The following is a 26,320-nucleotide window of genomic DNA, read 5'->3' on the forward strand; positions in this document are numbered from 1 at the left end:
GAGGGTTAGGGTGAGGGAAAAGCCTCACCCCAGCCCTCTCGGGTCGAAAACATTAATGAAGGTTAATACTATGAAAGCATTACATTTTGGCGCAGGTAATATCGGACGTGGCTTTATCGGCAAACTGCTGGCCGACGCGGGCATTACATTGACGTTCGCCGATGTAAACCAGGTCGTTCTGGATGCCCTGAATGCCCGTCATAGCTATCAGGTTCATGTCGTGGGTGAAAATGAGCAGGTTGATACCGTTTCTGGCGTTAACGCGGTCAGCAGCATTGGTGACGACGTCGTCGAGCTGATTGCCCAGGTTGACCTGGTGACCACCGCCGTGGGCCCGGTTGTACTTGAACGGATTGCACCGGCTATCGCCAAAGGTCTCGCGAAACGCAAAGCGCAGGGCGTAAATACCCCGCTGAACATTATTGCCTGCGAAAACATGGTGCGCGGCACCAGCCAGCTGAAAGGCCACGTGATGGCCGCCGTTGCCGAAGACGAAAAAGCCTGGGTGGAAGCGAACGTCGGTTTCGTCGATTCCGCCGTTGACCGTATCGTGCCACCGTCCGCTTCTGCAACCAATGACCCGCTGGAAGTGACCGTTGAAACCTTCAGCGAGTGGATCGTCGATAAAACCCAGTTCAAAGGCACGCTGCCGAACATTCCAGGCATGGAATTAACCGATAACCTGATGGCATTTGTCGAACGTAAACTCTTCACGCTGAACACAGGTCATGCTATAACCGCCTACCTCGGCAAAATGGCCGGGCATCAAACTATCCGCGACGCAATCCTCGATGAGAAAATCCGCGCGGTGGTAAAAGGCGCGATGGAAGAAAGCGGCGCGGTGCTGATCAAACGCTACGGTTTTGATGCGCAGAAACATGCGGCATACATTCAGAAAATCCTCGGTCGTTTTGAAAACCCGTATCTGAAAGATGACGTTGAGCGCGTGGGCCGTCAGCCGCTGCGTAAACTGAGCGCGGGCGACCGTCTGATTAAACCGCTGCTGGGCACGCTGGAATACGGTTTGCCGCACGTTAACCTGGTGAAAGGTATCGCCGCTGCGATGCATTTCCGCAGTGAAGAAGATCCGCAGGCGCAGGAACTGGCCGCGCTGATTGATGAAAAAGGCCCGCAGGCCGCGCTGGCGCAGATCTCTGGTCTGGACGCGAACAGCGACGTGGTGAAAGCCGCCGTCGCCCTCTATAACGCCAGCAAATGATGCAAGACCCGGCGCAGGTTATCCTGCGCCTGAACAGTAGATTGTCAGATATGCAGGCAATAATGGAAGAAACACAGGCTTTTGAAAACCGTGTGCTTGAGCGTCTGAATGCTGGCAAAACCGTCAGAAGTTTCCTGATTGCCGCCGTCGAGTTACTGACCGAGGCGGTCAATATTCTGGTGCTTCAGGTGTTCCGCAAAGACGATTACGCGGTGAAATACGCCGTCGAACCGTTGCTTGACGGCAGCGGCCCGCTGGGCGACCTTTCGGTCCGGCTCAAGCTTATCTATGGGCTGGGCGTAATCAGTCGCCCGGAGTATGAAGATGCGGAATTGCTGATGGCGCTGCGTGAAGAACTAAATCATGATGGCAGCGAATATGCCTTCACCGATGACGAGATTCTCGGGCCGCTGGGTGAACTGCACTGCGTCTCTGCCCTTCCGCCAGCACCGCTCTTTGACGATAGCGATGCCGACCTGCTGGCAATGCAAAAACAGCGTTATCAACAGGTCGTTCGCTCAACGATGGTACTTTCTCTGACCGAGCTGATTTCCCGAATCAGCTTGAAAAAAGCCTTCCAGAAATAACGCACTCAAACTTCATTCGCCTGGTTTTCGACCGGCTGATAAAGTTTGCGGTAGTGCTCTAATCGCTCCAGAAACATTGCCGCTTTCTCTTCCGGGATCTCTTCCGGCACGTGACTCAGGCGAGGCGATTTCTTCAGGTACTCCATAAATGCCTGACTGGACGCCATAAAATCTACGGCTTTGTCGATGACAAGTGGTACGTTTTCGCCAAGTTTGCCCATAACGTAGTCCTCCTCATGATTCCTGCCTTCAGAATGGACAATTTAGGGCGGTGCGTTTGGGGAAAATGTGCGATTCCATGTGACGACGTGTCAAAAAAGAGATCTGCTTAACCATTTTCCATAAAATGCTATTAATTCATAGCATTACTAATAATGCGCAGGTAAATAAGTGCAGACCTAATCAGACTATTTTGTATAATTCGCTATCGGTTACGATCGCTGTCGCGCATACTATGCGCTATTACGTCATTTTTTTATCAGATATACGCAAAATGAAAGAAATCGAAAAAAACGAAATCAAACGCCTGAGCGACCGTCTGGACGCTATCCGTCACCAGCAGGCTGAACTGTCGCTGGTTGAAAACGCAGAGAAGTATGCCGAGCTGGAAAGCGAGAAAGAGAAGCTGGAAGTGGAAATCGCGCGTCTGCGTGAAGTTCATACCCAGAAGCTCAGCAAAGAAGCCCAAAAACTCACCAAAATGGCATTCAGCCGTCCAATCACCAAGAAAGAACAGGCTGATATGGGCAAGCTGAAGAAAAGCGTGCGCGGACTGGTGGTGGTTCACCCAATGACCGCGTTAGGCCGTGAGATGGGCCTCGAGGTGATGACCGGTTACGCGAAGACTGAGTTCTGATCGATACAGATAGCGCCCGGTAGCATTTCGCTTACCGGGCCTGGCTGATATGGCATTCCCGTAGATTGAATCTGCGGAATGCCATTCGGCAATTCTTTTCTCCCCTCGTCAATTGGCCCAACCAATTCCTCTCTTTCCTTCCAGTGGTTCACAATTTCGCTATTTATTCATACAATACCGTTGCTAGAACATAACAATTAGTTAACCATTCATTGTCATTATCCCTACACCATCATATTGGAAGGGCCACTTTTACATAACATGTGACGCCGAGATGAGCACAGACTCACCGCAAAGCAGGTTATGGGCCCCCAGGAGACCTGCACAATGAGCCTCTGGCAACAAAACTATGACCCGGCCAATAACATCTGGCTGTCGAGCCTGATAGCATCGCTACCCATTCTTTTTTTCTTCTTCGCGCTGATTAAGCTCAAGCTGAAAGGCTACGTCGCCGCCAGCTGGACCGTCGCCATCGCGCTCGCCGTTGCCCTGCTGTTCTACAAAATGCCGGTGGATAACGCGCTGGCATCGGTGGTGTATGGCTTCTTCTACGGCCTGTGGCCAATTGCGTGGATCATCATCGCCGCCGTTTTCGTCTACAAAATTTCGGTGAAAACAGGGCAGTTCGACATCATCCGATCATCAATACTGTCGATTACGCCCGACCAACGTTTGCAGATGCTGATCGTCGGTTTCTCCTTCGGCGCCTTTTTGGAAGGGGCCGCGGGCTTTGGCGCACCGGTGGCGATTACCGCCGCGCTGTTGGTCGGTTTAGGCTTCAACCCGCTGTATGCCGCGGGCCTGTGCCTGATCGTCAACACCGCACCCGTGGCCTTTGGCGCGATGGGGATTCCGATTCTGGTCGCCGGGCAGGTCACCGGTCTGGATAGCTTTGAGATTGGCCAGATGGTTGGCCGCCAGCTGCCGTTCCTGACCATTATCGTGCTGTTCTGGATCATGGCGATTATGGACGGCTGGCGCGGTGTCAAAGAAACCTGGCCTGCGGTAATGGTCGCAGGTGGTTCATTCGCCATTGCCCAGTATCTGAGCTCTAACTTTATTGGCCCGGAGCTGCCGGACATTATCTCTTCGCTGGTTTCTCTGGTGTGCCTGACGCTGTTCCTGAAACGCTGGCAGCCGGTACGTATCTTCCGCTTTGGCGATATGGGCGCATCGCAGGTCGATCAGACGCTGGCGCGTACCAACTACACTGCCGGGCAGATTGTTCGCGCCTGGTCGCCGTTCCTGTTCCTGACCGCCACCGTTACGCTGTGGAGTATTCCGCCGTTTAAAGCGCTGTTCGCGCCGGGCGGTGCGATGTATGAGTTTGTGATTAATATTCCGGTTCCGTTCCTCGACAAACTGGTGGCCCGTATGCCGCCTGTTGTGAGCGAAGCCACGGCCTACGCGGCGGTCTATAAGTTCGACTGGCTGTCGGCTACAGGCACCGCCATTCTGTTTGCGGCGCTGCTCTCTATCGTCTGGCTGCGCATGAAGCCGAAAGACGCTATCAGCACTTTCGGTACCACGCTGAAAGAACTGGCGCTGCCGATTTACTCTATCGGGATGGTGCTGGCGTTCGCGTTTATCTCGAACTACTCCGGCCTCTCTTCAACGCTGGCACTGGCATTAGCGCATACCGGTCATGCGTTTACCTTCTTCTCGCCATTCCTTGGCTGGCTGGGCGTATTCCTGACCGGTTCAGATACCTCATCAAACGCGCTGTTTGCCGCATTGCAGGCCACCGCCGCGCAGCAGATTGGCGTCTCTGACGTGCTGCTGGTTGCCGCCAATACCACCGGCGGCGTCACCGGCAAGATGATTTCACCGCAGTCCATCGCCATTGCCTGTGCGGCGGTAGGTCTGGTCGGCAAAGAGTCTGATCTGTTCCGCTTTACCGTGAAACACAGCCTGATATTCACCTGCATGGTGGGCGTAATCACCACGCTTCAGGCCTATGTCTTAACCTGGATGATCCCATGATAGTGATGCCCAGACGCCTGTCCGACGAGATTGCTTCTCGCGTGCGGGCGCTGATTGAAGAACAACAGCTGGAAGCGGGCATGAAATTGCCCGCCGAACGCCAGCTGGCAGCCCAGCTTGGCGTGTCGCGCAATTCCCTGCGTGAGGCGCTGGCAACGCTGGTCAGTGAAGGCGTGCTGCTCAGCCGTCGCGGCGGCGGCACGTTTGTGCGCTGGCCACATGAAGCGTGGTCAGAGCAAAACATCGTTCAGCCGCTGAAAACGCTGCTGGCCGATGACCCGGATTACAGCTTCGATATTCTTGAAGCGCGCCACGCCATTGAGGGCAGCACCGCCTGGCACGCCGCCATGCGTGCAACGGATGCCGATAAAGAGAAAATCGCCCTTTGCTTTGAAGCGACGCTCAGTGAAGACCCGGACCTCGCCTCGCAGGCCGACGTCCGTTTTCACCTGGCGATTGCCGAAGCCTCGCACAACGTCGTGCTGCTGCAAACCATGCGTGGTTTCTTCGATTTGCTGCAATCCTCAGTCAAACAGAGCCGTCAGCGTATGTATCTGGTGCCGCCGGTCTTTGCCCGCCTGACCGAACAACATCAGGCCATTCTTGATGCCATTGTGGCCGGTGACGCCGAAGGCGCACGCCAGGCGATGATGGCCCATTTAGGTTTCGTTCACACCACCATTAAACGTTTTGATGAAGATCTGGCTCGCCAGGCACGCATCACCCGCCTGCCCGACGACCACGCTGAAAATTCCAGGGAGAAAAAAGCATGATTATTTCAGCCGCGAGTGACTACCGTGCCGCCGCCGAGCGCATTCTGCCGCCGTTCCTGTTCCACTACATCGATGGCGGCGCGTATGCGGAATATACCCTGCGCCGCAACGTGGAAGATTTATCTCAGGTTGCCCTGCGCCAGCGCGTGCTGAAGAACATGGCCGACCTCAGCCTGGAAACCACGCTGTTTAAGGAAAAACTCTCCATGCCGGTCGCCCTTGCGCCGGTGGGCCTGTGCGGCATGTACGCACGTCGCGGCGAAGTACAGGCTGCGGCAGCTGCCGATGCTCACGGTATTCCGTTTACGCTCTCTACCGTGTCCGTTTGCCCCATTGAAGAGGTCGCGCCAACCATCAAGCGCCCAATGTGGTTCCAGCTGTACGTGCTGCGCGACCGGGGTTTTATGCGTAACGCGCTGGAACGCGCAAAGGCGGCGGGTTGCTCCACGCTGGTATTTACGGTTGATATGCCGACGCCCGGCGCGCGTTACCGCGATGCCCACTCGGGCATGAGCGGCCCGAATGCCGCGATGCGTCGCTACTGGCAGGCGGTAACCCATCCGCAATGGGCATGGGATGTCGGCCTGAACGGGCGTCCGCACGATCTGGGTAACATCTCCGCCTACCTCGGCAAACCAACCGGGCTGGAGGATTACATCGGCTGGCTGGCGAATAATTTCGATCCGTCCATTTCGTGGAAAGACCTGGAGTGGATCCGTGAATTCTGGGATGGCCCGATGGTGATCAAAGGGATCCTCGATCCGGAAGATGCACGCGATGCGGTACGCTTTGGCGCGGACGGGATTGTGGTCTCCAACCACGGTGGCCGCCAGCTGGATGGCGTGCTTTCTTCTGCCCGCGCACTGCCTGCGATTGCCGATGCGGTGAAAGGCGATATCGCGATTCTGGCCGACAGCGGTATTCGTAACGGGTTGGATGTAGTGCGCATGATTGCGCTGGGCGCGGATACCGTTCTGCTGGGCCGCGCGTATCTTTATGCGCTGGCAACCGCAGGACAGGCGGGCGTGGCGAATCTGCTGAGCCTGATTGAAAAAGAGATGAAGGTGGCGATGACGCTGACGGGTGCGAAAACGATCAGTGAAATCAGCCGCGATTCCCTGGTGCAGGAGTTGGGTAAAACCTTGCCTGCGGCACTGGCCCCGCTGGCGCGTGGCGATGCCGCGTGAGGGTGAAGTAAATATCTGCTATTCTGCCCCCGCACTTAAGGGGGCAGCATGCTTAACATCGTTTTATTCGAACCAGAAATCCCGCCAAATACCGGCAATATCATCCGCCTTTGCGCCAATACCGGCTTTCGTCTGCATATCATCGAACCGATGGGTTTTACCTGGGACGATAAGCGTCTGCGCCGCGCGGGGCTGGATTATCACGAATTTACCGCTGTCACGCGTTATCAAAACTACGACGTGTTTTTTGAGGCAGAGAAACCCCAGCGACTGTTTGCTCTGACCACCAAAGGCACGCCTGCACACAGTGCGGTAAGCTATCAGGATGGCGACTATCTGATGTTTGGCCCGGAAACGCGCGGCCTGCCAGCGTCTATTCTGGATGCCCTGCCGCCGGAACAAAAAATTCGGATACCCATGATGCCGGACAGCCGCAGCATGAACCTGTCAAATGCGGTGTCGGTGGTGGTGTATGAAGCGTGGCGCCAGCTGGGATATCCGGGCGCCATTTTACGAAGTTAAATTAAATCCCGTCGCCATACTCAAACGTATGGTGAATGCCGTTGAAGTGCTGGTCCATATCCATCGACGGCTTATCGCTGTCTGGCTTACCGACAATACGTGCCGGTACGCCTGCGGCGGTCGTGTGCGGTGGCACGGGTTGCAGAACCACAGAGCCTGCGCCAATTTTCGCGCCGCGCCCGACTTCAATATTGCCGAGGATTTTCGCCCCCGCGCCAATCATCACGCCTTCGCGGATTTTCGGATGACGATCGCCGCTGGTTTTCCCGGTACCGCCAAGGGTGACCGATTGCAGAATCGAGACGTCGTTCTCAATCACCGCCGTTTCACCCACGACGATCCCGGTGGCGTGGTCGAGCATGATACCACGACCGATTTTCGCGGCCGGGTGGATATCGACCTGGAACGTCACAGAGACCTGATTTTGCAGGAAAATCGCCAGAGCGCGACGCCCCTGCAACCACAGCCAGTGGCCAATACGGTAGGCCTGCAACGCGTGGAAGCCTTTCAGGTAGAGCAGCGGCGTGGAGTATTTATCAACCGCAGGGTCACGCGTGCGCACCGCCTGAATATCACAGGCCGCAGAGGCGATCATTTCCGGGTCAGCCGCGTAGGCTTCTTCTACCACTTCACGGATAGCGATGGCAGGCATAATCGGCGACGCCAGTTTATTGGCTAACATGTAGCTGAGGGCGCTGCCGAGATTTTCATGCTTGAGTAGCGTCGCGTGATAAAAGCTGGCCAGCATCGGCTCACAATCGGCCAGTGCCCGGGCTTCAGCTTTAATGTTGTTCCAGACAATCTCCAGTTCTTCACACGACATTGCATACTCCAGACGATGATGAATGACCGGCCAGTTCTGTGCCGGCCGGGTCATTTGAGGTGACAAAGGTTTCCTGTATTTACTTGCCGCTGCGTTCGTCCTTGCGAGCACGACCTAATAACGTCAATGCTGCCTCGCGCGCGCTTTTTCCGCAATATAATACCTGATAAATTTCCTCGGTTATTGGCATTTCGACACCCACACGGTGCGCCAATTCGCGAACTTCTTTGGTATTACGGTAACCTTCGACCACCTGGCCGATTTTATCCTGCGCATCCTGAACGTCTGCACCCTGGCCGAGCGCCATGCCGAAACGTCGGTTACGCGACTGGTTGTCAGTACAGGTCAGCACCAGATCGCCCAGCCCCGCCATCCCCATAAAGGTGACCGGATCGGCGCCCAGTGCCGCCCCCAGACGTGACATTTCGGTCAGGCCACGGGTGATCAGCGCCGTACGGGCATTTGCGCCAAAACCGATACCGTCGGAGATACCCGCGCCAATGGCAATGACGTTCTTCACCGCGCCGCCCAGCTGCACGCCGATAAAATCAGGGTTGCTGTAAACGCGGAAGCTTTTGCCGCAGTGCAGCAGTTGCTGTAAATCGTCGGCAAAGACCGGGTCGGTTGATGCCAGGGAGATCGCGGTCGGCAAGCCTGCCGCCAGCTCTTTGGCAAACGTCGGCCCGGAGATAACCGCCAGCGGGATATCATCGCCAAGGGCTTCTCGCGCCACATCCTGCAACAGACGCCCCGTTTCCGCTTCCAGCCCTTTCGTCGCCCACACCACGCGCGCATCGCTGCGCATCAGCGGTTTCATGTGGCGCAGCACCAGGCCGAAGACGTGACTCGGCACCACCACCAGCACATTGCGGCTGGCGGCCAGCGCCGTCGCGAGATCGCTTTCGAGGTGCAGAGAATCCGGGAAGGGAACATCGGGAAGAAACGCCACGTTGCAGCGGTCACGCTGTAAGGTCGCGATATGTTCAGGATCGTGGCCCCAGAGTACGACCTGGTGGCCGTTTCTTGCCAGTGTGATGGCAAGAGCGGTGCCGTACGAGCCGGCACCGATCACAGTCATTGAAGCATTAAGTGCGTTCATCAGGCATCCTGATGTTGTTCTGCACCTTCGCCGGACTGCTGCTGCAAATAGTTCATGAACAGCGCATCAAAGTTAACCGGCGCAAGGTTCAGCTGCGGGAAAGTCCCACGGGAAACCAGGCTGGTGATGCATTCACGCGCATACGGGAACAGGATGTTCGGGCAGTATGCACCCAGGCAGTGCGCCATCTGAGTACCTTCGATACCTTCGATGGAGAAAATACCGCCCTGCTGAACTTCACACAGGAAGCCCGTTTCTTCGCCCAGCGTCGCCGTTACGGTGACACGCAGCACCACTTCAAACACGCCTTCCGCCAGTTGGTTGGAAGCCGTATCAAGATCAAGTTTAACCTCTGGTTGCCAATCTTTCTGGAAAACGTGCGGCGCATTTGGCGCTTCGAAAGATACGTCCTTGGTGTAGATACGCTGGATCTGGAAATTCATTTCAGTATTGTTTTGCTCAGACATGTGTAAAAACCCTTTCGTGTTGTCCTTAAAATACGCGTTATTCTTCAGGCCGATACGTGTCGGCGTGACGCTCACGCAAATGCGTTATCACAGCAGGGGATCAAGTCCACCACGTGCATCAAGCGCATACAAGTCATCACAGCCGCCAATGTGCTGTGCATCAATAAAAATCTGCGGAACCGTCGTGCGGCCACTGCGCTTAATCATCTCTTCGCGTTTTTCCGCGTCGCCATCGATCGGCAGCTCCTGGAAGGTCACGCCTTTGCTGCTCAGCAATGCTTTTGCGCGATGGCAGAACGGGCAGGTCGCTTTGGTATAGATTTCGATAGTAGCCATGACAATTATCCTTACTTACCGCGAACTAAAGGAAGATTTTCGCCGCTCCAGCCTGCAATGCCTTCTTTCAGCACATAAACCTGTTCAAAGCCCGCTTTGAGCAGCGCGTTTGCTGATTCCTGAGCCTGCATGCCAGAAGCATCGGTGACGATCACCGGCTTATTCTTGTGCTTGTCTAACTCACCCACGTTGTTGGCTTTCACTTCCGCCGGCAACAGGTTGATAGAGCCTGCGATGTGGCCTTTACGGAAATCATCGCGCTGACGCAGGTCGACAACCACCGCGTCTTCTTTGTTGATAAGACGTGTAGCTTCACCACGGGTAATCACTTTAACTTTAGACGCCAGGCCTTTGAAGGTGGTGAACAGAACGGCCACCAGTAAGGCGATCCATGCGATGCTCAGCACAGGGTGACGGCTAACAAATTGCATAATTTCTTGCATGGGGGGTAACGACTCCCGACTTAATGATTAAAAAACCAGGGAAGGAGTATACCTGTGCAGTGGAGCAAATACAGCCAGGCCGCGCGATGTAATGCATTTTCTGCGGCGTACTCCGGAAAAAATGCCACAAAAGCGCCCTTTCATTGCTTAATCCTTCCTCTTTTTTTGATCTTCAGTGGCTGTTTGATCGATTCAGCTGTAGTAAAATTACGCAAAATTTTTTATCTCCTTCGAGCATGAGGTTGTCGCAATGTCGGTTTCTAAAAAACCTATGGTACTGGTAATCCTTGATGGCTACGGCTATCGCGAAGAAAGCCAGGATAACGCTATCTTCAGCGCAAAAACCCCTGTCATGGACGCCCTGTGGGCCAAACGTCCTCACACCCTGATCGACGCATCCGGTCTGGAAGTTGGCCTGCCGGATCGCCAGATGGGCAACTCCGAAGTCGGTCACGTTAACCTGGGCGCAGGCCGTATCGTGTATCAGGACCTGACCCGTCTCGACGTGGAAATTAAAGAACGCACCTTCTTCGCTAACCCGGTTCTGTGCGGCGCAGTCGATAAAGCCGCGAAAGCAGGCAAAGCCGTGCACATCATGGGGCTGCTCTCTGCGGGCGGCGTTCACAGCCACGAAGATCACATCCTGGCGATGGTTGAACTGGCCGCTGAACGCGGTGCGGAAAAAATCTATCTGCACGCTTTCCTGGATGGCCGCGATACGCCGCCGCGCAGCGCTGAAGGTTCACTGAAAAAATTTGAAGACAAATTTGCGGCGCTGGGCAAAGGCCGCGTGGCGTCCATCATTGGCCGTTACTACGCCATGGACCGCGACAACCGTTGGGATCGCGTTGAACAAGCCTACAACCTGATGACCCAGGCCAAAGGCGAGTTCCAGTTCGACACCGCAGTAGAAGGCCTGCAGGCTGCCTACGCGCGTGATGAAAACGATGAATTCGTGAAAGCGACCGTTATCCGTGCCGCAGGCCAGGCCGATGCCGCAATGGAAGATGGCGATGCGCTGATTTTCATGAACTTCCGTGCTGACCGTGCGCGTGAAATCACCCGCGCCTTCGTAAACGCTGATTTCGACGGTTTCAAACGTCAGAAAGAAGTGAAACTGGGCGACTTCATCCAGCTGACCGAATACGCTGCCGACATCAAAGCACCGTGCGCTTACCCGCCGGCGTCTCTGGCAAATACCTTCGGCGAGTGGATGGCGAAAAACGACAAAACCCAGCTGCGCATCTCCGAAACCGAGAAATACGCACACGTCACCTTCTTCTTTAACGGCGGTGTAGAAGAACCGTTCAAAGGTGAAGACCGCATTCTGATCAACTCGCCGAAAGTGGCGACCTACGATCTGCAGCCGGAAATGAGCTCCGAAGAGCTGACCGAAAAACTGGTCGCGGCAATCAAGAGCGGTAAATACGACACCATCATCTGTAACTACCCGAACGGCGACATGGTTGGCCACACCGGCGTGATGGATGCGGCAATCAAAGCCGTTGAAGCACTGGATAATTGTGTGGATCAGGTCACCAAAGCGGTTGAATCCGTTGGCGGCCAGCTGCTGATCACCGCAGACCACGGTAACGCTGAACAGATGCGTGACCCGTCTACCGGTCAGGCACACACCGCGCACACCAACCTGCCGGTTCCGCTGATCTACGTTGGCGAGAAAAATCTGAAAGCTGTCGATGGCGGCAAGCTTTCCGATATCGCGCCGACCATGCTGACGCTGATGGGCATGGAAATCCCGCAAGAGATGACTGGTAAGCCGCTGTTCATCGTGGAATAATCCCTCCCCATGAGGGGAAAGGCGATTTTTGTACTTAAAGGGGCCGTGGTTACGCTGCGGTCCACGTTATACGCCAGCGCACTCAGCGCTGGCGTATTGCTGTGCGCGTCATCTGCCCACGCCGACGATCGCACACAGCTGCAATCTATTCAGGCCGATATTGCCGCTAAAGAGCGCGCAGTACGCCAGCAACAACAGCAACGTTCCTCTCTGCTCGCCCAGTTGAAAGCGCAGGATCAGGCCATCGCCGCCGCCGCGCGTCAGCTTCGCGAAACGCAAGCTACGCTGACGCAGCTCAATAAGCAAATCGACGAAATGAACGCCTCGATTGCGAAGCTGGAAGCGCAGCGCGCCACGCAGGAGCGCAATCTTGCCGCTCAGCTCGATGCCGCGTTCCGCCAGGGTGAACACACCGGTATTCAGCTCATTCTCAGCGGCGAAGAGAGCCAGCGCGGCCAGCGCTTACAGGCTTACTTCGGCTACCTCAACCAGGCGCGCCAGGAAACCATCGCCGAGCTGAAACAGACGCGCGAGCAGGTCACCGCGCAGAAAGCCGAGCTGGAAGAGAAACAAAGCCAACAGCAAACCCTGCTGTATGAACAAAAAGCGCAGCAGGCGAAGCTTGAGCAGGCGCGCAGCGAACGACAGAAAACCATCGCCGGGCTGGAGTCTTCCATCCAGCAGGGCCAGCAGCAGTTAAGCGAACTGCGTGCGAACGAATCCCGTCTGCGTAACAGCATCGCCCGCGCGGCGGCGGCTGCCAAAGCGCGCGCCGAACGTGAAGCCCGTGAAGCCGATGCGGTTCGCGACCGTCAGAAAGAAGCCACCAGCAAAGGCAAAACCTACAAACCTACCGAAAGCGAACGCTCGCTGATGTCGCGTACCGGTGGCCTCGGCACACCGCGCGGTCAGGCCTACTGGCCGGTTCGCGGCTCTACGCTGCACCGCTATGGCGAACAGTTGCAGGGTGAGCTTCGCTGGAAAGGGATGGTCATTAGCGCCTCGGAAGGTACTGAGGTTAAAGCCATCGCCGATGGCCGCGTGATCCTCGCCGACTGGTTGCAGGGCTACGGTTTGGTCGTGGTGGTTGAGCACGGGAAAGGCGATATGAGTCTTTACGGCTATAATCAGAGTGCGCTGGTCAGCGTAGGTACGCAGGTTCGCGCCGGACAGCCGATTGCGCTGGTTGGTAACAGCGGAGGTCAGGGCCGACCGTCGCTCTATTTCGAAATTCGCCGCCAGGGTCAGGCGGTCAATCCACTACCGTGGTTGGGAAGATAAGTTTGCTTCAATTTCGCAGGATCCTTCTTCTTGGTGCCCTCACCTTAGCGGCGCCAGTCTTTGCGGGAAAGCTGGCGATTGTCATTGATGATTTTGGCTATCGCCCGCACAACGAAAATCAGGTGCTGGCGATGCCGTCAGCCGTCTCCGTCGCCGTTCTCCCCAATGCGCCCCATGCCCATGAAATGGCCACCAAAGCGCATAACAGCGGGCATGAAGTGCTCATCCATCTGCCGATGGCGCCGCTCAGCAAGCAGCCGCTGGAAAGAGATACGCTGCGCCCGGAAATGAGCAGTGATGAAATCGAACGCATCATTCGCGAAGCGGTAAACAAAGTGCCGTATGCCGTGGGGTTGAATAACCATATGGGCAGCGCGATGACCTCGAGCCTGTTCGGCATGCAGAAAGTGATGCAGGCGCTGAGCCGTTATAACCTTTATTTCCTCGATAGCATGACCATTGGCAACAGCCAGGCGATGCGCGCCGCCAGCGGCACGGGCGTGAAGGTAATTAAACGCAAAGTGTTCCTCGACGATACGCAGAACGAAGCCGATATTCGTCGTCAGTTTAACCGGGCGGTAGAAGTGGCACGCCGTAATGGTTCGGCGATTGCGATTGGTCACCCGCATCCGTCGACCGTACGTGTATTGCAGCAGATGCTGCCCACATTGCCGTCGGATATCACCCTGGTACGCCCGAGCGATCTGCTTAACGAACCACAGGTGGACACCTCCACGCCAAATCTGACGCCACCGAAAGGCACAACGCCAGACGCACCGCGCAATCCGTTCCGCGGCGTGAAGCTGTGTAAAACGAAGAAAGCGCCGGAACCGGTTTATGCCACCCAGTTCTTTACCGTGATGGCCGACAGCATTAGCAACAGTACCGTGATGCAGTACCTGCGGCTACAGTGGCAGGGTTGGGATAAGCCGTAACCTGCGAAAATGCCCGGTGGCGCTGCGCTTACCGGGCCTAATGATCTCGCTGAACATCAACGCAGGCTAAGCGCCTTACGTGCCAGCCTGCGGCTCGCCAGATCGCGATCCTGCCAGCTGTATAACCGCACCGACCACAGCAGCACCTGATACGCCATCTTCGGGCTACGTACATTAGCCACCATCCGTTTATACATTCCGGACGCAAATATCTCAGCAATCATCATTTTACGCGTAATTGAATCGTGCTCTTTACGCACCGCATGACAAACACGTAATGCTTCATAGGTTATTTGCTGATAAAACTCGGGATACATCTTAATTTTATCCGCATAATCACGATTTAATTTATCCAGCAGGCGGGTAATTTTAATGTAATGACGTTGATAGGAAAGGTTTTTACGCCCGGTACGTTTTTTACGGCTCACCGAAACATCATGCAGGAAATATTTATATAACGATTCTTCGGTATATCGCGCACGCGTGGCGTTATACATAAATTCCGTCGACCAGAGAATATCCTGATGGTGTAATCCCGGTACAAATTTCAGATTACATTGCTTAATTAATTCATGACGATAAACGCCCATCCAGACTACGTGCGTCCAGCGACGGCTGGCTAACGCCATACGCAGCCACTCCGGGCCGCTCATCACGCCGGTTGAGCGGATGCGTTCCTGCGGGATGGATTGCCAGGTTTTGCCCGTCTCGCGTTCACACCAGTCGGCATTACACTGGGCGACATCGAGATTATCCTGCAACGCCATGGTCATCAGCGTTTCATACAGTTGTGGATAGGTAATATCATCGGCATCCACAAACGCGATGTACTCACCGTGTGCCAGCTCCAGACCCCGATTTCGGGCAACCGATGCCCCGGCGTTGGCCTGATGAACCAAACGAACCTGTGGGTAATTCTCGGCATAATACGTTGCGATATCGACAGAATTATCCGTAGAGCCGTCATTCACAATGATAATTTCCAGCGCCGTCCTGGTTTGCGCCAGCAGCGATTCCATACAGGCTTTAAATGCATCGCCTGCGTTATAAAGTGGGATGATGACACTGAGTGTCCCTGGGCTATTCATCTTTTTCATTACCTGATCACCTTAACGTGTAGGTTACGTTTTACCCTTCCCACCTTAAGAATGAATTAAGGGCGAAAGATATTTCGGCGTCATTCCTTCGATCCGGCGAACTTTATTTTTATAAACAGGAATTAGCGTGCAACAGAGGGATTTGTAATGAAATAAGACTAACGCCCGAATACGAAACATTTATGACAATGACAAAGCTTTACATATATCAGGTAATTTTAAGATTAACTTCAGGAAATACGCCTCATGCCTGAAGAGACATGAGGCGATGAGCCTTAATCCCAGCTCAGAATGACTTTACCTGACTGGCCGGAACGCATCGCGTCGAAGCCTTTCTGGAAATCATCAATGCCGTAGTGGTGGGTGATAATCGGCGTTAAATCCAGGCCAGACTGAATGAGCGCCGCCATCTTGTACCAGGTTTCGAACATTTCGCGGCCATAAATCCCTTTGATAAACAGCCCTTTGAAGATGACTTTGGTCCAGTCGATCGACATATCAGACGGCGGAATACCCAGCATCGCAATACGCCCGCCGTGGTTCATGGTGTCGAGCATGGTGCGGAAGGCCGCTGGCGCGCCAGACATTTCCAGGCCGACATCAAAGCCTTCAGTCATACCGAGTTCAGCCATCACGTCGGTCAGGCTCTCTTTGGAGACGTTTACCGCGCGAGTGACGCCCATTTTACGCGCCAGATCGAGACGGTATTCATTCACATCAGTGATAACAACATTACGCGCGCCGACGTGTTTCGCGACCGCTGCCGCCATCACGCCAATCGGGCCTGCTCCGGATACCAGCACATCTTCGCCGACCAGGTCGAAAGAGAGCGCCGTGTGTACCGCGTTGCCAAACGGGTCAAAAATAGAGGCTAAATCATCGGAAATGTTATCCGGGATTTTGAAGGCGTTGAACGCAGGGATCACCAGATATTCCGCGAAGCAGCCCGGACGATTCACGCCCACGCCAATAGTGTTGCGGCACAGGTGCGTGCGGCCGCCACGGCAGTTACGGCAGTGGCCGCAGGTAATATGGCCTTCACCGGAAACGCGGTCGCCAATTTTAAAGCCTTTCACTTCCTGGCCGATACCGACAACTTCGCCGACATATTCATGACCGACCACCATCGGAACCGGGATGGTTTTCTGCGACCATTCATCCCAGTTATAAATGTGCACATCCGTACCGCAAATCGCCGTTTTACGGATTTTAATCAGCAGATCGTTATGGCCCACGTCCGGTTTCGGCACGTCGGTCATCCAGATCCCCTCTTCCGCTTTCAGTTTCGACAACGCTTTCATCTGGCTTCCTCAGGCAATCACGCCCAGTTGTTTACCAATGCGGATAAAGGCTTCCACCGCACGTTCGATTTGTTCAGGGGAGTGTGCCGCCGACATCTGGGTGCGAATGCGCGCCTGACCTTTCGGCACCACCGGATAGAAGAAACCGGTCACGTAGATCCCCTCTTTTTGCAGCAGACGGGCGAAATCCTGCGCCACAACCGCATCGCCCAGCATCACCGGGATAATGGCGTGATCGGCACCCGCCAGAGTAAACCCTGCGGCGCTCATTTTTTCACGGAACAGGCGGGCGTTAGACCACAGGCGATCGCGCAGTTCAGCGCCGGAAGCAACCATTTCCAGCACTTTGATAGAAGCCGAGACAATCGCCGGGGCCAGCGAGTTGGAGAACAGATACGGGCGGGAGCGCTGGCGCAGCCACTCAACCACTTCTTTGCGTGCCGCAGTGTAACCACCGGATGCGCCGCCGAGCGCTTTGCCCAGCGTGCCGGTGATAATGTCCACACGGCCCATCACGTCGCAATATTCATGGGAGCCACGCCCGTTTTCGCCGACAAAACCGACGGCGTGAGAGTCATCGACCATCACCAGCGCATCGTACTTATCGGCCAGGTCGCAGACGCCTTTCAGGTTGGCAATCACGCCGTCCATCGAGAACACGCCGTCGGTGGCAATCAGTACGTGGCGTGCCCCGGCGTCACGCGCCTCTTTCAGACGCGCTTCCAGTTCCTGCATGTCGTTGTTGGCATAGCGGAAGCGCTTCGCTTTACACAGGCGCACACCGTCAATGATGGAGGCGTGGTTCAGGGCGTCGGAGATAATCGCATCTTCCGGCCCCAGCAGCGTTTCAAACAGGCCGCCATTGGCGTCAAAGCAGGAGGAATAGAGAATTGCGTCTTCCATACCAAGGAATTCCGCCAATTTCTGCTCCAGCACTTTGTGGTTATCCTGGGTGCCGCAGATAAAGCGCACAGACGCCATACCAAAACCGTGGCTGTCGAGACCCGCTTTCGCGGCGGCAATCAGCGCCGGATGGTTCGCCAGCCCAAGATAGTTATTGGCGCAGAAGTTAATCACGTGGCTGCCATCGCCCACGGTGATATCCGCCTGCTGAGCTGACGTGATAATACGCTCTTCTTTAAACAACCCTTCCGCGCGGGCGGTATCCAGGTCACCGGCTAACTGTTTGTAAAAATCACCACGCATTGCAACTCTCCAGATTCGGCAAATGTCGGCACATATTACCTAAAGCTATACGTATGTACGAGATGACGCAGCACCAGTTACATTTTTTGTAGCATAAATCACGCGTCACACGGGGCTTTGATGGCGAAAGGCTGAAGGCGGGTCGATGTGATGTTATGATAAGAGTCATTAGCGCCCTGGATTGTCCAGGGTACTCACATTTCAAAGGTTACAGTTATGATCATCGTTACCGGCGGCGCTGGCTTTATCGGCAGCAACATCGTTAAAGCGCTCAATGACAAAGGCATCACCGACATTCTGGTGGTAGATAACCTGAAAGACGGCACCAAGTTCGTAAACCTGGTCGACCTGAATATCGCCGACTACATGGATAAAGAAGACTTTCTGATCCAGATTATGGCGGGTGAAGAGTTCGGTGAAATCGAAGCTATCTTCCACGAAGGCGCCTGCTCCTCCACCACCGAGTGGGACGGCAAGTACATGATGGATAACAACTATCAGTACTCTAAAGAGCTGCTGCACTACTGCCTGGAGCGCGAAATTCCGTTCCTGTACGCCTCCTCCGCAGCCACCTACGGCGGCCGCACCAGCGACTTCATCGAATCCCGCGAATATGAGAAACCGCTGAACGTTTACGGCTACTCCAAATTCCTGTTCGACGAATATGTCCGTCAGATCCTGCCAGAAGCGAACTCGCCGATTGTCGGCTTCCGCTACTTCAACGTCTACGGCCCGCGCGAAGGCCATAAAGGCAGCATGGCGAGCGTGGCATTCCACCTCAACACCCAGTTGAACAACGGCGAAAGCCCGAAACTGTTCGAAGGCAGCGATGGCTTCAAACGCGATTTCGTCTACGTGGGCGACGTGGCAGATGTGAACCTGTGGTTCTGGGAAAACGGTGTATCCGGTATTTACAACCTGGGGACCGGTCGCGCGGAATCCTTCCAGGCCGTAGCGGATGCTGCGCTGGCGTATCACAAAAAAGGGACGCTGGAATACATTCCGTTCCCGGAAAAACTGAAAGGTCGCTACCAGGCATTTACTCAGGCTGACCTGACAAACCTGCGTGCTGCTGGCTACGACAAGCCGTTCAAAACCGTCGCTGAAGGTGTGGCGGAATATATGGCCTGGTTGAACCGCGACGCTTAACAATGAATATTTTGGTGATTGGCCCGTCATGGGTAGGCGACATGATGATGTCGCAAAGTCTCTATCGCACGCTCAAGGCGCGCTATCCCCAGGCTATCATTGACGTGATGGCACCCGCGTGGTGCCGTCCGCTTTTAGCACGTATGCCGGAAGTCAACGACGCGATCCCGATGCCGCTTGGGCACGGAGCGCTGGAGTTGGGCGAACGTCGCAGGCTGGGTCACAGCCTGCGTGACCGCCGTTATGACCGTGCGTACGTGCTGCCTAATTCGTTTAAATCGGCACTGGTTCCCTTCTTTGCCGGTATTCCGCTGCGTACAGGCTGGCGTGGCGAAATGCGCTACGGCCTGCTCAACGACGCCCGCGTGCTGGATAAAAACGCCTGGCCGCTGATGGTCGAACGCTATGTGGCGCTGGCCTTTGATAAAGGCGTAATGCGCTGCGCAAAAGATTTACCGCAGCCGCTGCTGTGGCCGCAGTTGCATGTTGCCGAAGGCGAGAAATCGCAGATGTGCAACACCTTCACTATCTCCTCTGAACGCCCAATAATTGGCTTCTGCCCTGGCGCAGAGTTCGGCCCGGCAAAACGCTGGCCGCACTATCATTATGCCGAGCTGGCGAAACAGCTGATCGACGAAGGCTATCAAATCGCTCTATTTGGCTCCGCGAAAGATCATGAAGCCGGCAACGAAATTCTCGCCGCGCTGAGTTCGGAACAACAGGTGTGGTGCCGCAACCTGGCCGGAGAAACCCAGCTGGAGCAGGCTGTGGTCCTGATTGCCGCCTGCAAAGCGGTAGTCACTAATGACTCCGGTTTAATGCACGTCGCCGCGGCCCTGAACCGTCCGCTGGTTGCCCTTTACGGCCCCAGCAGCCCGGATTTCACCCCGCCGCTGTCGAACAAAGCACGCGTCATTCGTCTGATTACCGGCTACCACAAAGTGCGCAAAGGCGATACCGCAGAAGGCTACCATCAAAGCCTGATCGACATCACGCCAGCCCGTGTGCTGGAAGAGCTGAACGCCCTACTGCTGGACGAGGAAGCCTGACGGATGCGGGTACTGATCGTAAAAACCTCCTCGATGGGCGACGTATTGCATACATTACCCGCACTGACTGACGCCATGCAGGCATTTCCGGGCATTCGCTTCGACTGGGTGGTTGAAGAAGGTTTCGCGCAGATCCCTTCGTGGCACGAAGCCGTCGAGCGCGTTATCCCGGTGGCCATTCGTCGCTGGCGCAAAGCGTGGTTCTCCGCGCCGATTAAAGCCGAGCGTAAAGCGTTTCGCGAGGCGCTTCAGGCCGTGAAATACGATGCGGTGATTGATGCGCAGGGGCTGGTAAAAAGCGCCGCGCTCGTCACACGGTTGGCGCACGGCATCAAGCACGGCATGGACTGGCAGACCGCCCGCGAACCGCTGGCAAGCCTGTTCTACAACCGTCGCCACCATATCGCCAAACAGCAGCATGCCGTTGAACGCACACGCGAACTGTTTGCAAAAAGTTTGGGATATGCAAAACCGCAAATCCAGGGTGATTATGCGATTGCGCGTCACTTCCTGACGCAAACCGCGACCGAGCCTTACGTCGTATTCCTGCATGCCACCACGCGTGATGACAAACACTGGCCGGAAACGCACTGGCGAGAGTTAATTGGCTTGCTGAAAGAGAGCGGGCTGAAGGTGAAATTGCCGTGGGGCGCACCGCACGAAGAAGCGCGGGCAAAGCGGTTAGCGGAAGGATTTGATTATGTCGAAGTACTGCCGCGTCTGAGCCTCGAAGCCATCGCACATGTGCTGGCTGGCGCAAACTACGTTGTCTCGGTGGACACCGGGCTTAGCCATTTAACGGCGGCGCTGGACCGACCGAATATTACGTTGTATGGCCCAACGGACCCTGGGTTAATTGGTGGTTATGGGAAGAACCAGGTAGCGTGCCGCTCTACCGATCGTGATTTAGCGCATCTGACTGCAAATGCCGTATGGCATGAGATCTCAGCCCTTAAATAAAGGACCTGTATGTTAGCCTCTACAACCGTACCAGGCTGGAAGGGTTATACCCAAAAAACCGCTTCTGTCCTGGAAATCATCACATTTACACTCTGTGCTGTGACATTACTTACCGCACTAATTAATAATAACTTAAGTATGAAGTTATTTAATATTACCGGGGTTCTGGCCATACTGACGTTAATCGCAAGGGGAAAAGCGGCCACGCTAACAGGCAAAGCCTGCATTCTTCCGGCCGCTATCTTACTGATCGGTATTGTAGATGTTATCTGGTATTCCATGTTCAAGGTGGATAACTCACCCTTTCGGGCCACGTATCACAGCTATCTGAACACCGCGAAAATCTTTCTGTTCGGGACATTTATTGTTCTGCTGGCATCGACATCAAAATTTAAAGTTAAGAAAAATGCGCTGCTTTATCTCTTTTACGCGGTGTCATTTATTATTTTTGGCTATGCCGCCTGGCTGAAATTTAATGCCGGTATGGCGCGAATCGATTTCGGTATCGGCACGGCAACGGGTGCGGCCTACTCCATCATGCTGATTGGCATTATCAGCGCGATATCTATTCTCTATGTAGAGAAAAGCCATCCTCTGCTATTTCTGCTTAATACTGCCGCAATCTTCACTGCGCTGATCTTCACGCAAACTCGCTCTGCGGTGCTGCTGTTCCCGGTTATATGCGCCATCACGCTGGTGCTCTACTTGAGTAAGGCACCCAAAAAGCTCTTTTTATCGGTGATAACGTTCCTCACTTTACTTGTTGTCCTGAGCTTTATCTTCAGTAAGCCGATTTCTCAACGCTATGAAAGTGCAATGCACGATATTGAGAAATACCAGACCAAAAACAACAGCCAGTCTTCGTTAGGCGCTCGTCTGGCGATGTATCAGGTTGGGTTTGATATTTTTGAAGATGCGCCGCTGGCCTGGCGAAGCGCTGAAGAACGTGCGCAGAGCGCGAAGGGGTTAGTTGCCAGGGATAAATCGCTGATGGGTGTAATGCCCTTCCTCAATGTACATTTACATAATGAATTCATTGAGGCGGGATCGTTAAAAGGGCTGGCGGGAGTGTTATCTACGCTACTGTTCTATGCTGGGTTATTCTATGCCGTCTACTACTACCGTTCGCTCGGTCTGTTTGCATTTACCCTGGCCATTATTGGCCTGGGATTAAGCGATGTCCTGATCTGGTCGCGAAGCATACCAATAATTATTATCTGCGGCACCACGGTACTGCTCTTCTTCCAGAGCCAGCGTGAATTACCCGCCAGACCACAAGAATAAAATCGCCAAAAAAAAGTGAGCCATAATGGCTCACTTTTTTATTGGAACAACCGTTTTAAAGCATCCAACAAGACAGTCTCTTTGATATCGTATGCGCTACAGGTCGGCGATATCACCTGCTGCGCCCGTAGATTATTCGGTGCCCAAATGATCGGCGACGGATAATCTTCATGCCTTGCTTTCGGGTAGAAGGCCAGCGTTGGCCGGTCATAAGCAGAAGCAATATGGACCAGGGCGGTATCAACGGAGATAACGTACTGACAATATTTAGTCAGTGCGACGGCATGGATGAAATCTTTAAACGGCAGCGTCTCGAAATCCTTAATCGGGATCAGCGGGAGATCTTTTGGGTGCCCCGTATAAATAATTCGCAGCTCCGGATGATTCTCTTTTAACCAGCTATCGATGAGCTGAATTTGCTGAGTCGACATTCGGCAAATTTTCTTTGCCCCGATGGGATTAACAATCACCACCTTTGAATCGCCGACAAAGTCTTGTAACTGCTGTTCCACATCAGCGGGAAGCGGCAAATCATAACGCTCATCGTATTGAACGCCTTCGCCAAAAAGATGCTCACAGATAACGCGCGTCCGCGTGGCCATGTGCTCTGTTAACTGCTCATCATGCGGATGATAACTGGAGTAGTAGCGCTTGTACCACTTATCAAAGCCAAGGATATAATGATTTCTTAGCCCTGACAGAAGCAGCGCATGGCCGAAGCTGGGCAGCGTTTCAAAAGGGTCCAGCACAACATCGAATTGATGCCGTGCAAGCTCTCTGCGCAGCTTCAGAACGTCTGGGATACTATTTGAATCTTTGATAAAGAAGTGGGTAATGCCTGGGTTGGCTTTCAAAAATGCATGCCCGACACCACAAGAGATAATAGACAGCTTAATGCCTCGCTCAGCCAGCGCCCGATATAAGGCACTTAAGACAATCAGATCACCAAGCTTACTATTATCATGAATCAGCAAACAGCTTTTGATAGAGTCTGCAGGTAAAAGATTCACACCTTTATGGTTAAAAAGAAAAGAGAGAAAGTTGATTTTAATTTTATTAATTAATAATCTTTTTTTCTTGTGAAATGTTCCAAGGCGCATCTTTTTTACCAGCACATGGTCTAATTAATCAAACTATTCGATATGGCTTTTACGCGTGAACACGCGCATCATCAGATGTGAATTTTTTTTTAGTATCCACGATCTTTTTTGGCGTAGTATCGGCCAGTTCTGAAACTTCAATAAAAGGGATAATGTCGTAACTGATTGCAGTGTCATCAGACAGATTATAGATCCGCATATCAGGCACATTACGGCTCATAAACTTAAAGAACGGCAATATCTTATGCAGATCCTTACTCAGTTCAGAAGGCATCGGATTATTGCTTTCATCATAAAAACGCTGACAGGTACCGGTAAGATCGAGTCCGGAACATACAATCCGCGAATAGCACAATGAGTAAGCAATCTGAATCGCCGTATAAGCTACGGTATGGCACGAGCAGTAGCCAATCGCAATATCCTTACAAAAGCCGACGAGACGTCCTCTCTTCGAAAAGGGTACCTTAATCAGTAAATTGCGGTACAAACGCCTCAGCACCGCGAGCTTTACTTTTTTGGCAAATCCGCCTTTCTCCCGCTTATAAAATGCTTTGAGGATATGGCAATTTTCACGCAGATATTTTTTATCCTCTTCTGAGGCCTCTTCATAAACATCCGTATTTACGATTGTAAAGCGGCTACCGCGGCTGAAACGATAGAAATCGTCACGGCGTTGATGCAAAAAACGCGCATCCGTCAAAATGTAGATGAATGGCGCAATATTGTGACTGAGTAAATAGTCTGCAGACCCATTTACCGTGATGACATCTTTACTTTCCAGTATAGAAAGTGGCGTCTTCTTTGATGTTGGGCCTGACAGAAAAATGATCGCATCGTCCGATGTTTTCTGCTCAATCAGGCTCTGAACATCAGCATGTGTAATATATTTAATGTGTTTCATAAAAAACCTGTAGAGATAGGCTACTTTTCGCCGGCAAATGCAGCAAGCTTTAAACTACGATGAACTCCACAAAAACGTATAAAGCATATACAATTAAAACCAGGATTTGTCCACAGTTGAATATATATCCGTATCATTAATAATTTGTCAGTATGTATATTTCTAAAATCATTGATGACACATATAATAAGTAAAGACTTTACCGGACTTCTTTCCCTTTAAGTCTTCTAATAAAATTACGAAATTTCTTTTTAAAAATCAGACGATAGTAACCTGCATCTTTAACCTCATTAACAATACCATAATGACGTTCAAGATCGATTCGGTCCTTGGCCATGCGCATAGACGAAGGCGATTTACCCGATAAGTCGATAATTCTGACAACGCCATCTTCAATGATAAAGTTGCCTTTATGTGGATCGCCAGAAACCATACCGTGCTGATGTAACCCGGAAATTGACGCTTTGATTTTTTGTTTAAGTTCATCGTCTATTTCAGGAATATCAACCAGTTCAACACCTTCGATATACTCAATCAGCATGATGTAGTAATGCGCAAAGCGTAACGTTTTCTTCTCCGCCAGGAGATAGAAATCGTTAACTGAGTCGAGGCCTTCTTTCCTGACACGCTCGGTTTGTTCGAACAGTTTCTCGTAGTAATCGCCCTTCACCATCGCTTTGAGGAAACGTTCATTCTGCTTAACTTTTGGTGCAAAGATTTTTAAGATCATTTTCCCGTACTGGGTATCGATCAACAAAACCTTAGTATCCTCAATATTACGGAAGACTTTTACAATCTTAATATTGTAGGATAAAAAATCGTTAAACACATCGATGTATTTTTCACCATCTGATTTCGTGAAAACGACATAATCGTTAATGTGATGTTTAATACTCATAATAAACCAAAAGTTAATAAAATATTCAGCGAATGGAATGCTTTCTCAGTAAATAGGAAACGCCAGCAACAAATCCGGAGTAATATTTGTGTTGAACAAGCAGATGTTTATAGCGTTTTTTCAATTCAACAATAGTCTGTGCATCACGAGGGGGCTGGTCTTTCCACGGTGACACTGCCAGCGCCTGCAAGTAATAACGAACAGATGGATAAACAGCCCACTTATGCCACGGCTTGGTGACACCGGTATAATGGATAAGTACCGTTTCATCAAAAATGGTGTCTTTATATTTTTGATGTGTTCTGTCTTTTAGCTCACTTTTTATTGTATAAATAGTATTAAACTTCCTCGGCAGGAATTTTATTTTCCCTTTGAGCAAAATATTTAATACATCCTGATCAGGGTATTTATAGACAATATTGTCATGATTTTCATGCGTCAGCATTGCCAGAATTCGGTGAGTTAAATCGTTTTTCACCCACTCCTGCAAGTTGGCATAAACCACACCGGAGTTAAAATAGTTTCCCTGAAGCTCAGGGTCTTTCAACCGATCGACCACTTTTTTCTGCATCGAGTCGACATCTTTCACGACTGCTGCAATCGTTCCATTCAGGTCGCACGCGGCCAGCTCATCCAGACGCCCTTTGCAAAAGACATCGGCGTCCAGATAGAGCAGTTTATCCAGTTTGTTGCTAAAGAGTTGGAACGCAAACAGCCGGAAGTACATGGCGCGAGACCAGACTTTTGTTCTTGGTAAACAGTCCAGCCGATCGGCATTAATTAAATATAAACTAATTTTTAGTTTGTATTTCTTTGCTAAGGCTTCAATATTTTCCAGGAAAGAGGCATTGTATTCATCAGCCACAATATGATAATTAATATCAATACTGTTATTAATGACTACTGACGTGATGGATATTCCCACCCAGTCGAGGTAATTCCTGTCTACACCATAAGCAATATTCAATGCATCAATATCAGTACCACTATGTGGTCTATCATCAAAGACTTTATATTCTGATATTTCAATTACGGGAAGTGAGTTCACAGCATCACCTATATATAT

The 26,320-nt window shown here is 52.7% G+C and carries 27 protein-coding genes and 1 pseudogene; 14 read left to right on the forward strand and 14 right to left on the reverse strand.

The window, feature by feature from the left end; translation table 11 throughout:
- Positions 1-70: 70 nt before the first annotated feature.
- Together mtlD and mtlR are read left to right on the forward strand one after the other, a co-directional pair.
- Positions 71-1,219: a mannitol-1-phosphate 5-dehydrogenase gene (mtlD, locus tag AC1MKH_RS23620; RefSeq protein ID WP_276219068.1), complete on the forward strand. Its 1,149-nt coding sequence runs from the start codon at positions 71-73 to the stop codon at positions 1,217-1,219.
- Positions 1,216-1,806, forward strand: coding sequence for a mannitol operon repressor MtlR (gene mtlR / locus AC1MKH_RS23625; protein WP_276219070.1), 591 nt, complete (start codon positions 1,216-1,218; stop codon positions 1,804-1,806). The genes mtlD and mtlR overlap by 4 nt, the downstream gene beginning before the upstream one ends.
- A 5-nt stretch (positions 1,807-1,811) precedes the next feature.
- Here mtlR and AC1MKH_RS23630 read toward each other — a convergent pair whose 3' ends face one another.
- On the reverse strand, positions 1,812-2,027 hold the full coding sequence (locus tag AC1MKH_RS23630; RefSeq protein ID WP_015962499.1) for a glycogen synthase: 216 nt from the start codon (positions 2,025-2,027) through the stop codon (positions 1,812-1,814).
- 272 nt (positions 2,028-2,299) lie between these two features.
- Here AC1MKH_RS23630 and AC1MKH_RS23635 point away from each other — a divergent pair, with 272 nt between their 5' ends.
- From AC1MKH_RS23635 to trmL, 5 genes are all read left to right on the forward strand, one after another.
- Positions 2,300-2,662 carry a YibL family ribosome-associated protein gene (locus AC1MKH_RS23635; RefSeq protein WP_276219073.1) on the forward strand — a complete coding sequence of 121 codons (363 nt, stop codon included), beginning with the start codon at positions 2,300-2,302 and terminating at the stop codon, positions 2,660-2,662.
- Positions 2,663-2,989: 327 nt separating this feature from the next.
- The gene (lldP, locus tag AC1MKH_RS23640; RefSeq protein ID WP_276219075.1) at positions 2,990-4,645 is read left to right on the forward strand and encodes an L-lactate permease; all 1,656 of its coding nucleotides are present in this window, start codon (positions 2,990-2,992) and stop codon (positions 4,643-4,645) included.
- Positions 4,642-5,418: a transcriptional regulator LldR gene (gene lldR / locus AC1MKH_RS23645; protein WP_231825922.1), complete on the forward strand. Its 777-nt coding sequence runs from the start codon at positions 4,642-4,644 to the stop codon at positions 5,416-5,418. Before lldP ends, lldR begins: the two co-directional genes overlap by 4 nt.
- Complete coding sequence (gene lldD / locus AC1MKH_RS23650; protein WP_276219077.1) at positions 5,415-6,605, forward strand: quinone-dependent L-lactate dehydrogenase; 1,191 nt, start codon at positions 5,415-5,417, stop codon at positions 6,603-6,605. Before lldR ends, lldD begins: the two co-directional genes overlap by 4 nt.
- Positions 6,606-6,653: 48 nt before the next feature.
- Positions 6,654-7,127: a tRNA (uridine(34)/cytosine(34)/5-carboxymethylaminomethyluridine(34)-2'-O)-methyltransferase TrmL gene (gene trmL / locus AC1MKH_RS23655; RefSeq protein ID WP_276219079.1), complete on the forward strand. Its 474-nt coding sequence runs from the start codon at positions 6,654-6,656 to the stop codon at positions 7,125-7,127.
- Position 7,128: 1 nt separating this feature from the next.
- On the opposite strand, the gene cysE is transcribed toward trmL, so the two are convergent.
- The 5 genes from cysE to AC1MKH_RS23680 all read right to left on the reverse strand — a co-directional run bounded on the left by cysE (position 7,129) and on the right by AC1MKH_RS23680 (position 10,295).
- Positions 7,129-7,950, reverse strand: a complete 822-nt coding sequence (cysE, locus tag AC1MKH_RS23660) for a serine O-acetyltransferase (RefSeq protein ID WP_015962494.1) — start codon at positions 7,948-7,950, stop codon at positions 7,129-7,131.
- Between the two features lie 79 nt (positions 7,951-8,029).
- Positions 8,030-9,049 (reverse strand): NAD(P)H-dependent glycerol-3-phosphate dehydrogenase, encoded by a 1,020-nt coding sequence (gene gpsA / locus AC1MKH_RS23665; RefSeq protein ID WP_327621826.1) that lies wholly within the window; start codon positions 9,047-9,049, stop codon positions 8,030-8,032.
- The gene (gene secB, locus AC1MKH_RS23670) at positions 9,049-9,516 is read right to left on the reverse strand and encodes a protein-export chaperone SecB (RefSeq protein ID WP_041686358.1); all 468 of its coding nucleotides are present in this window, start codon (positions 9,514-9,516) and stop codon (positions 9,049-9,051) included. Before secB ends, gpsA begins: the two co-directional genes overlap by 1 nt.
- A gap of 87 nt (positions 9,517-9,603) precedes the next feature.
- Positions 9,604-9,852: a glutaredoxin 3 gene (grxC, locus tag AC1MKH_RS23675; RefSeq protein WP_015962491.1), complete on the reverse strand. Its 249-nt coding sequence runs from the start codon at positions 9,850-9,852 to the stop codon at positions 9,604-9,606.
- Between the two features lie 11 nt (positions 9,853-9,863).
- Entirely contained in the window at positions 9,864-10,295 is a 432-nt protein-coding gene (locus AC1MKH_RS23680; protein WP_015962490.1) for a rhodanese-like domain-containing protein, read from the reverse strand.
- Between the two features lie 250 nt (positions 10,296-10,545).
- Between AC1MKH_RS23680 and gpmM the strand changes: the two genes are divergently transcribed.
- From gpmM to AC1MKH_RS23695, 3 genes are read left to right on the forward strand one after another with little or no spacing between them, the layout of a single operon-like run.
- On the forward strand, positions 10,546-12,093 hold the full coding sequence (gene gpmM / locus AC1MKH_RS23685) for a 2,3-bisphosphoglycerate-independent phosphoglycerate mutase (protein ID WP_276219087.1): 1,548 nt from the start codon (positions 10,546-10,548) through the stop codon (positions 12,091-12,093).
- 9 nt (positions 12,094-12,102) lie between these two features.
- Positions 12,103-13,374, forward strand: a complete 1,272-nt coding sequence (gene envC, locus AC1MKH_RS23690) for a murein hydrolase activator EnvC (RefSeq protein WP_276219088.1) — start codon at positions 12,103-12,105, stop codon at positions 13,372-13,374.
- Between the two features lie 2 nt (positions 13,375-13,376).
- Positions 13,377-14,309 (forward strand): divergent polysaccharide deacetylase family protein, encoded by a 933-nt coding sequence (locus AC1MKH_RS23695; protein ID WP_149463692.1) that lies wholly within the window; start codon positions 13,377-13,379, stop codon positions 14,307-14,309.
- Positions 14,310-14,365: 56 nt separating this feature from the next.
- Here AC1MKH_RS23695 and AC1MKH_RS23700 read toward each other — a convergent pair whose 3' ends face one another.
- From AC1MKH_RS23700 to kbl, 3 genes are all read right to left on the reverse strand, one after another.
- Positions 14,366-15,397: a glycosyltransferase gene (locus AC1MKH_RS23700; protein WP_276219329.1), complete on the reverse strand. Its 1,032-nt coding sequence runs from the start codon at positions 15,395-15,397 to the stop codon at positions 14,366-14,368.
- Positions 15,398-15,681: 284 nt separating this feature from the next.
- Complete coding sequence (gene tdh / locus AC1MKH_RS23705; RefSeq protein ID WP_276219092.1) at positions 15,682-16,707, reverse strand: L-threonine 3-dehydrogenase; 1,026 nt, start codon at positions 16,705-16,707, stop codon at positions 15,682-15,684.
- A 9-nt stretch (positions 16,708-16,716) separates the two neighbouring features.
- Positions 16,717-17,913, reverse strand: a complete 1,197-nt coding sequence (gene kbl / locus AC1MKH_RS23710; RefSeq protein WP_276219094.1) for a glycine C-acetyltransferase — start codon at positions 17,911-17,913, stop codon at positions 16,717-16,719.
- Positions 17,914-18,129: 216 nt separating this feature from the next.
- Between kbl and rfaD the strand changes: the two genes are divergently transcribed.
- From rfaD to AC1MKH_RS23730, 4 genes and pseudogenes are all read left to right on the forward strand, one after another.
- Entirely contained in the window at positions 18,130-19,062 is a 933-nt protein-coding gene (gene rfaD / locus AC1MKH_RS23715; protein ID WP_231825916.1) for an ADP-glyceromanno-heptose 6-epimerase, read from the forward strand.
- A 2-nt stretch (positions 19,063-19,064) separates the two neighbouring features.
- Entirely contained in the window at positions 19,065-20,111 is a 1,047-nt protein-coding gene (rfaF, locus tag AC1MKH_RS23720) for an ADP-heptose--LPS heptosyltransferase RfaF (RefSeq protein WP_276219096.1), read from the forward strand.
- Between the two features lie 3 nt (positions 20,112-20,114).
- Complete coding sequence (gene rfaC, locus AC1MKH_RS23725) at positions 20,115-21,071, forward strand: lipopolysaccharide heptosyltransferase RfaC (RefSeq protein ID WP_276219098.1); 957 nt, start codon at positions 20,115-20,117, stop codon at positions 21,069-21,071.
- A gap of 537 nt (positions 21,072-21,608) precedes the next feature.
- A pseudogene (locus AC1MKH_RS23730) lies at positions 21,609-22,085 on the forward strand (O-antigen ligase family protein); the annotation flags it as partial.
- Between the two features lie 104 nt (positions 22,086-22,189).
- On the opposite strand, the gene AC1MKH_RS23735 reads toward AC1MKH_RS23730, so the two are convergent.
- The 5 genes from AC1MKH_RS23735 to AC1MKH_RS23755 all read right to left on the reverse strand — a co-directional run bounded on the left by AC1MKH_RS23735 (position 22,190) and on the right by AC1MKH_RS23755 (position 26,302).
- A complete protein-coding gene (locus AC1MKH_RS23735) occupies positions 22,190-22,273 on the reverse strand; it encodes a hypothetical protein (protein WP_442961887.1) in 84 nt (27 codons plus the stop codon).
- 120 nt (positions 22,274-22,393) lie between these two features.
- A complete protein-coding gene (locus AC1MKH_RS23740) occupies positions 22,394-23,455 on the reverse strand; it encodes a glycosyltransferase family 9 protein (protein WP_276219103.1) in 1,062 nt (353 codons plus the stop codon).
- A 49-nt stretch (positions 23,456-23,504) separates the two neighbouring features.
- Positions 23,505-24,356, reverse strand: coding sequence for a 3-deoxy-D-manno-oct-2-ulosonate III transferase WaaZ (waaZ, locus tag AC1MKH_RS23745; protein ID WP_276219105.1), 852 nt, complete (start codon positions 24,354-24,356; stop codon positions 23,505-23,507).
- Between the two features lie 199 nt (positions 24,357-24,555).
- On the reverse strand, positions 24,556-25,254 hold the full coding sequence (gene rfaY, locus AC1MKH_RS23750) for a lipopolysaccharide core heptose(II) kinase RfaY (RefSeq protein WP_276219107.1): 699 nt from the start codon (positions 25,252-25,254) through the stop codon (positions 24,556-24,558).
- A 25-nt stretch (positions 25,255-25,279) separates the two neighbouring features.
- A complete protein-coding gene (locus tag AC1MKH_RS23755; RefSeq protein ID WP_276219109.1) occupies positions 25,280-26,302 on the reverse strand; it encodes a glycosyltransferase family 8 protein in 1,023 nt (340 codons plus the stop codon).
- Positions 26,303-26,320: the final 18 nt, after the last annotated feature.

It is taken from the genome of Pseudocitrobacter sp. CD920760 (genome assembly GCF_057782505.1).

What these genes read in the sequence shown, in the direction of transcription:
- mtlD (WP_276219068.1), top strand. Translation starts at nt 71, where the DNA reads ATGAAAGCATTACATTTTGGCGCAGGTAATATCGGACGTGGCTTTATC.
- mtlR (WP_276219070.1), top strand. Translation starts at nt 1,216, where the DNA reads ATGATGCAAGACCCGGCGCAGGTTATCCTGCGCCTGAACAGTAGATTG.
- AC1MKH_RS23630 (WP_015962499.1), bottom strand. Translation starts at nt 2,027, where the DNA reads ATGGGCAAACTTGGCGAAAACGTACCACTTGTCATCGACAAAGCCGTA.
- AC1MKH_RS23635 (WP_276219073.1), top strand. Translation starts at nt 2,300, where the DNA reads ATGAAAGAAATCGAAAAAAACGAAATCAAACGCCTGAGCGACCGTCTG.
- lldP (WP_276219075.1), top strand. Translation starts at nt 2,990, where the DNA reads ATGAGCCTCTGGCAACAAAACTATGACCCGGCCAATAACATCTGGCTG.
- lldR (WP_231825922.1), top strand. Translation starts at nt 4,642, where the DNA reads ATGATAGTGATGCCCAGACGCCTGTCCGACGAGATTGCTTCTCGCGTG.
- lldD (WP_276219077.1), top strand. Translation starts at nt 5,415, where the DNA reads ATGATTATTTCAGCCGCGAGTGACTACCGTGCCGCCGCCGAGCGCATT.
- trmL (WP_276219079.1), top strand. Translation starts at nt 6,654, where the DNA reads ATGCTTAACATCGTTTTATTCGAACCAGAAATCCCGCCAAATACCGGC.
- cysE (WP_015962494.1), bottom strand. Translation starts at nt 7,950, where the DNA reads ATGTCGTGTGAAGAACTGGAGATTGTCTGGAACAACATTAAAGCTGAA.
- gpsA (WP_327621826.1), bottom strand. Translation starts at nt 9,049, where the DNA reads ATGAACGCACTTAATGCTTCAATGACTGTGATCGGTGCCGGCTCGTAC.
- secB (WP_041686358.1), bottom strand. Translation starts at nt 9,516, where the DNA reads ATGTCTGAGCAAAACAATACTGAAATGAATTTCCAGATCCAGCGTATC.
- grxC (WP_015962491.1), bottom strand. Translation starts at nt 9,852, where the DNA reads ATGGCTACTATCGAAATCTATACCAAAGCGACCTGCCCGTTCTGCCAT.
- AC1MKH_RS23680 (WP_015962490.1), bottom strand. Translation starts at nt 10,295, where the DNA reads ATGCAAGAAATTATGCAATTTGTTAGCCGTCACCCTGTGCTGAGCATC.
- gpmM (WP_276219087.1), top strand. Translation starts at nt 10,546, where the DNA reads ATGTCGGTTTCTAAAAAACCTATGGTACTGGTAATCCTTGATGGCTAC.
- envC (WP_276219088.1), top strand. Translation starts at nt 12,103, where the DNA reads ATGAGGGGAAAGGCGATTTTTGTACTTAAAGGGGCCGTGGTTACGCTG.
- AC1MKH_RS23700 (WP_276219329.1), bottom strand. Translation starts at nt 15,397, where the DNA reads ATGAATAGCCCAGGGACACTCAGTGTCATCATCCCACTTTATAACGCA.
- tdh (WP_276219092.1), bottom strand. Translation starts at nt 16,707, where the DNA reads ATGAAAGCGTTGTCGAAACTGAAAGCGGAAGAGGGGATCTGGATGACC.
- kbl (WP_276219094.1), bottom strand. Translation starts at nt 17,913, where the DNA reads ATGCGTGGTGATTTTTACAAACAGTTAGCCGGTGACCTGGATACCGCC.
- rfaD (WP_231825916.1), top strand. Translation starts at nt 18,130, where the DNA reads ATGATCATCGTTACCGGCGGCGCTGGCTTTATCGGCAGCAACATCGTT.
- rfaF (WP_276219096.1), top strand. Translation starts at nt 19,065, where the DNA reads ATGAATATTTTGGTGATTGGCCCGTCATGGGTAGGCGACATGATGATG.
- rfaC (WP_276219098.1), top strand. Translation starts at nt 20,115, where the DNA reads ATGCGGGTACTGATCGTAAAAACCTCCTCGATGGGCGACGTATTGCAT.
- AC1MKH_RS23735 (WP_442961887.1), bottom strand. Translation starts at nt 22,273, where the DNA reads ATGCTTCGCGACCAGATCAGGACATCGCTTAATCCCAGGCCAATAATG.
- AC1MKH_RS23740 (WP_276219103.1), bottom strand. Translation starts at nt 23,455, where the DNA reads ATGCGCCTTGGAACATTTCACAAGAAAAAAAGATTATTAATTAATAAA.
- waaZ (WP_276219105.1), bottom strand. Translation starts at nt 24,356, where the DNA reads ATGAAACACATTAAATATATTACACATGCTGATGTTCAGAGCCTGATT.
- rfaY (WP_276219107.1), bottom strand. Translation starts at nt 25,254, where the DNA reads ATGAGTATTAAACATCACATTAACGATTATGTCGTTTTCACGAAATCA.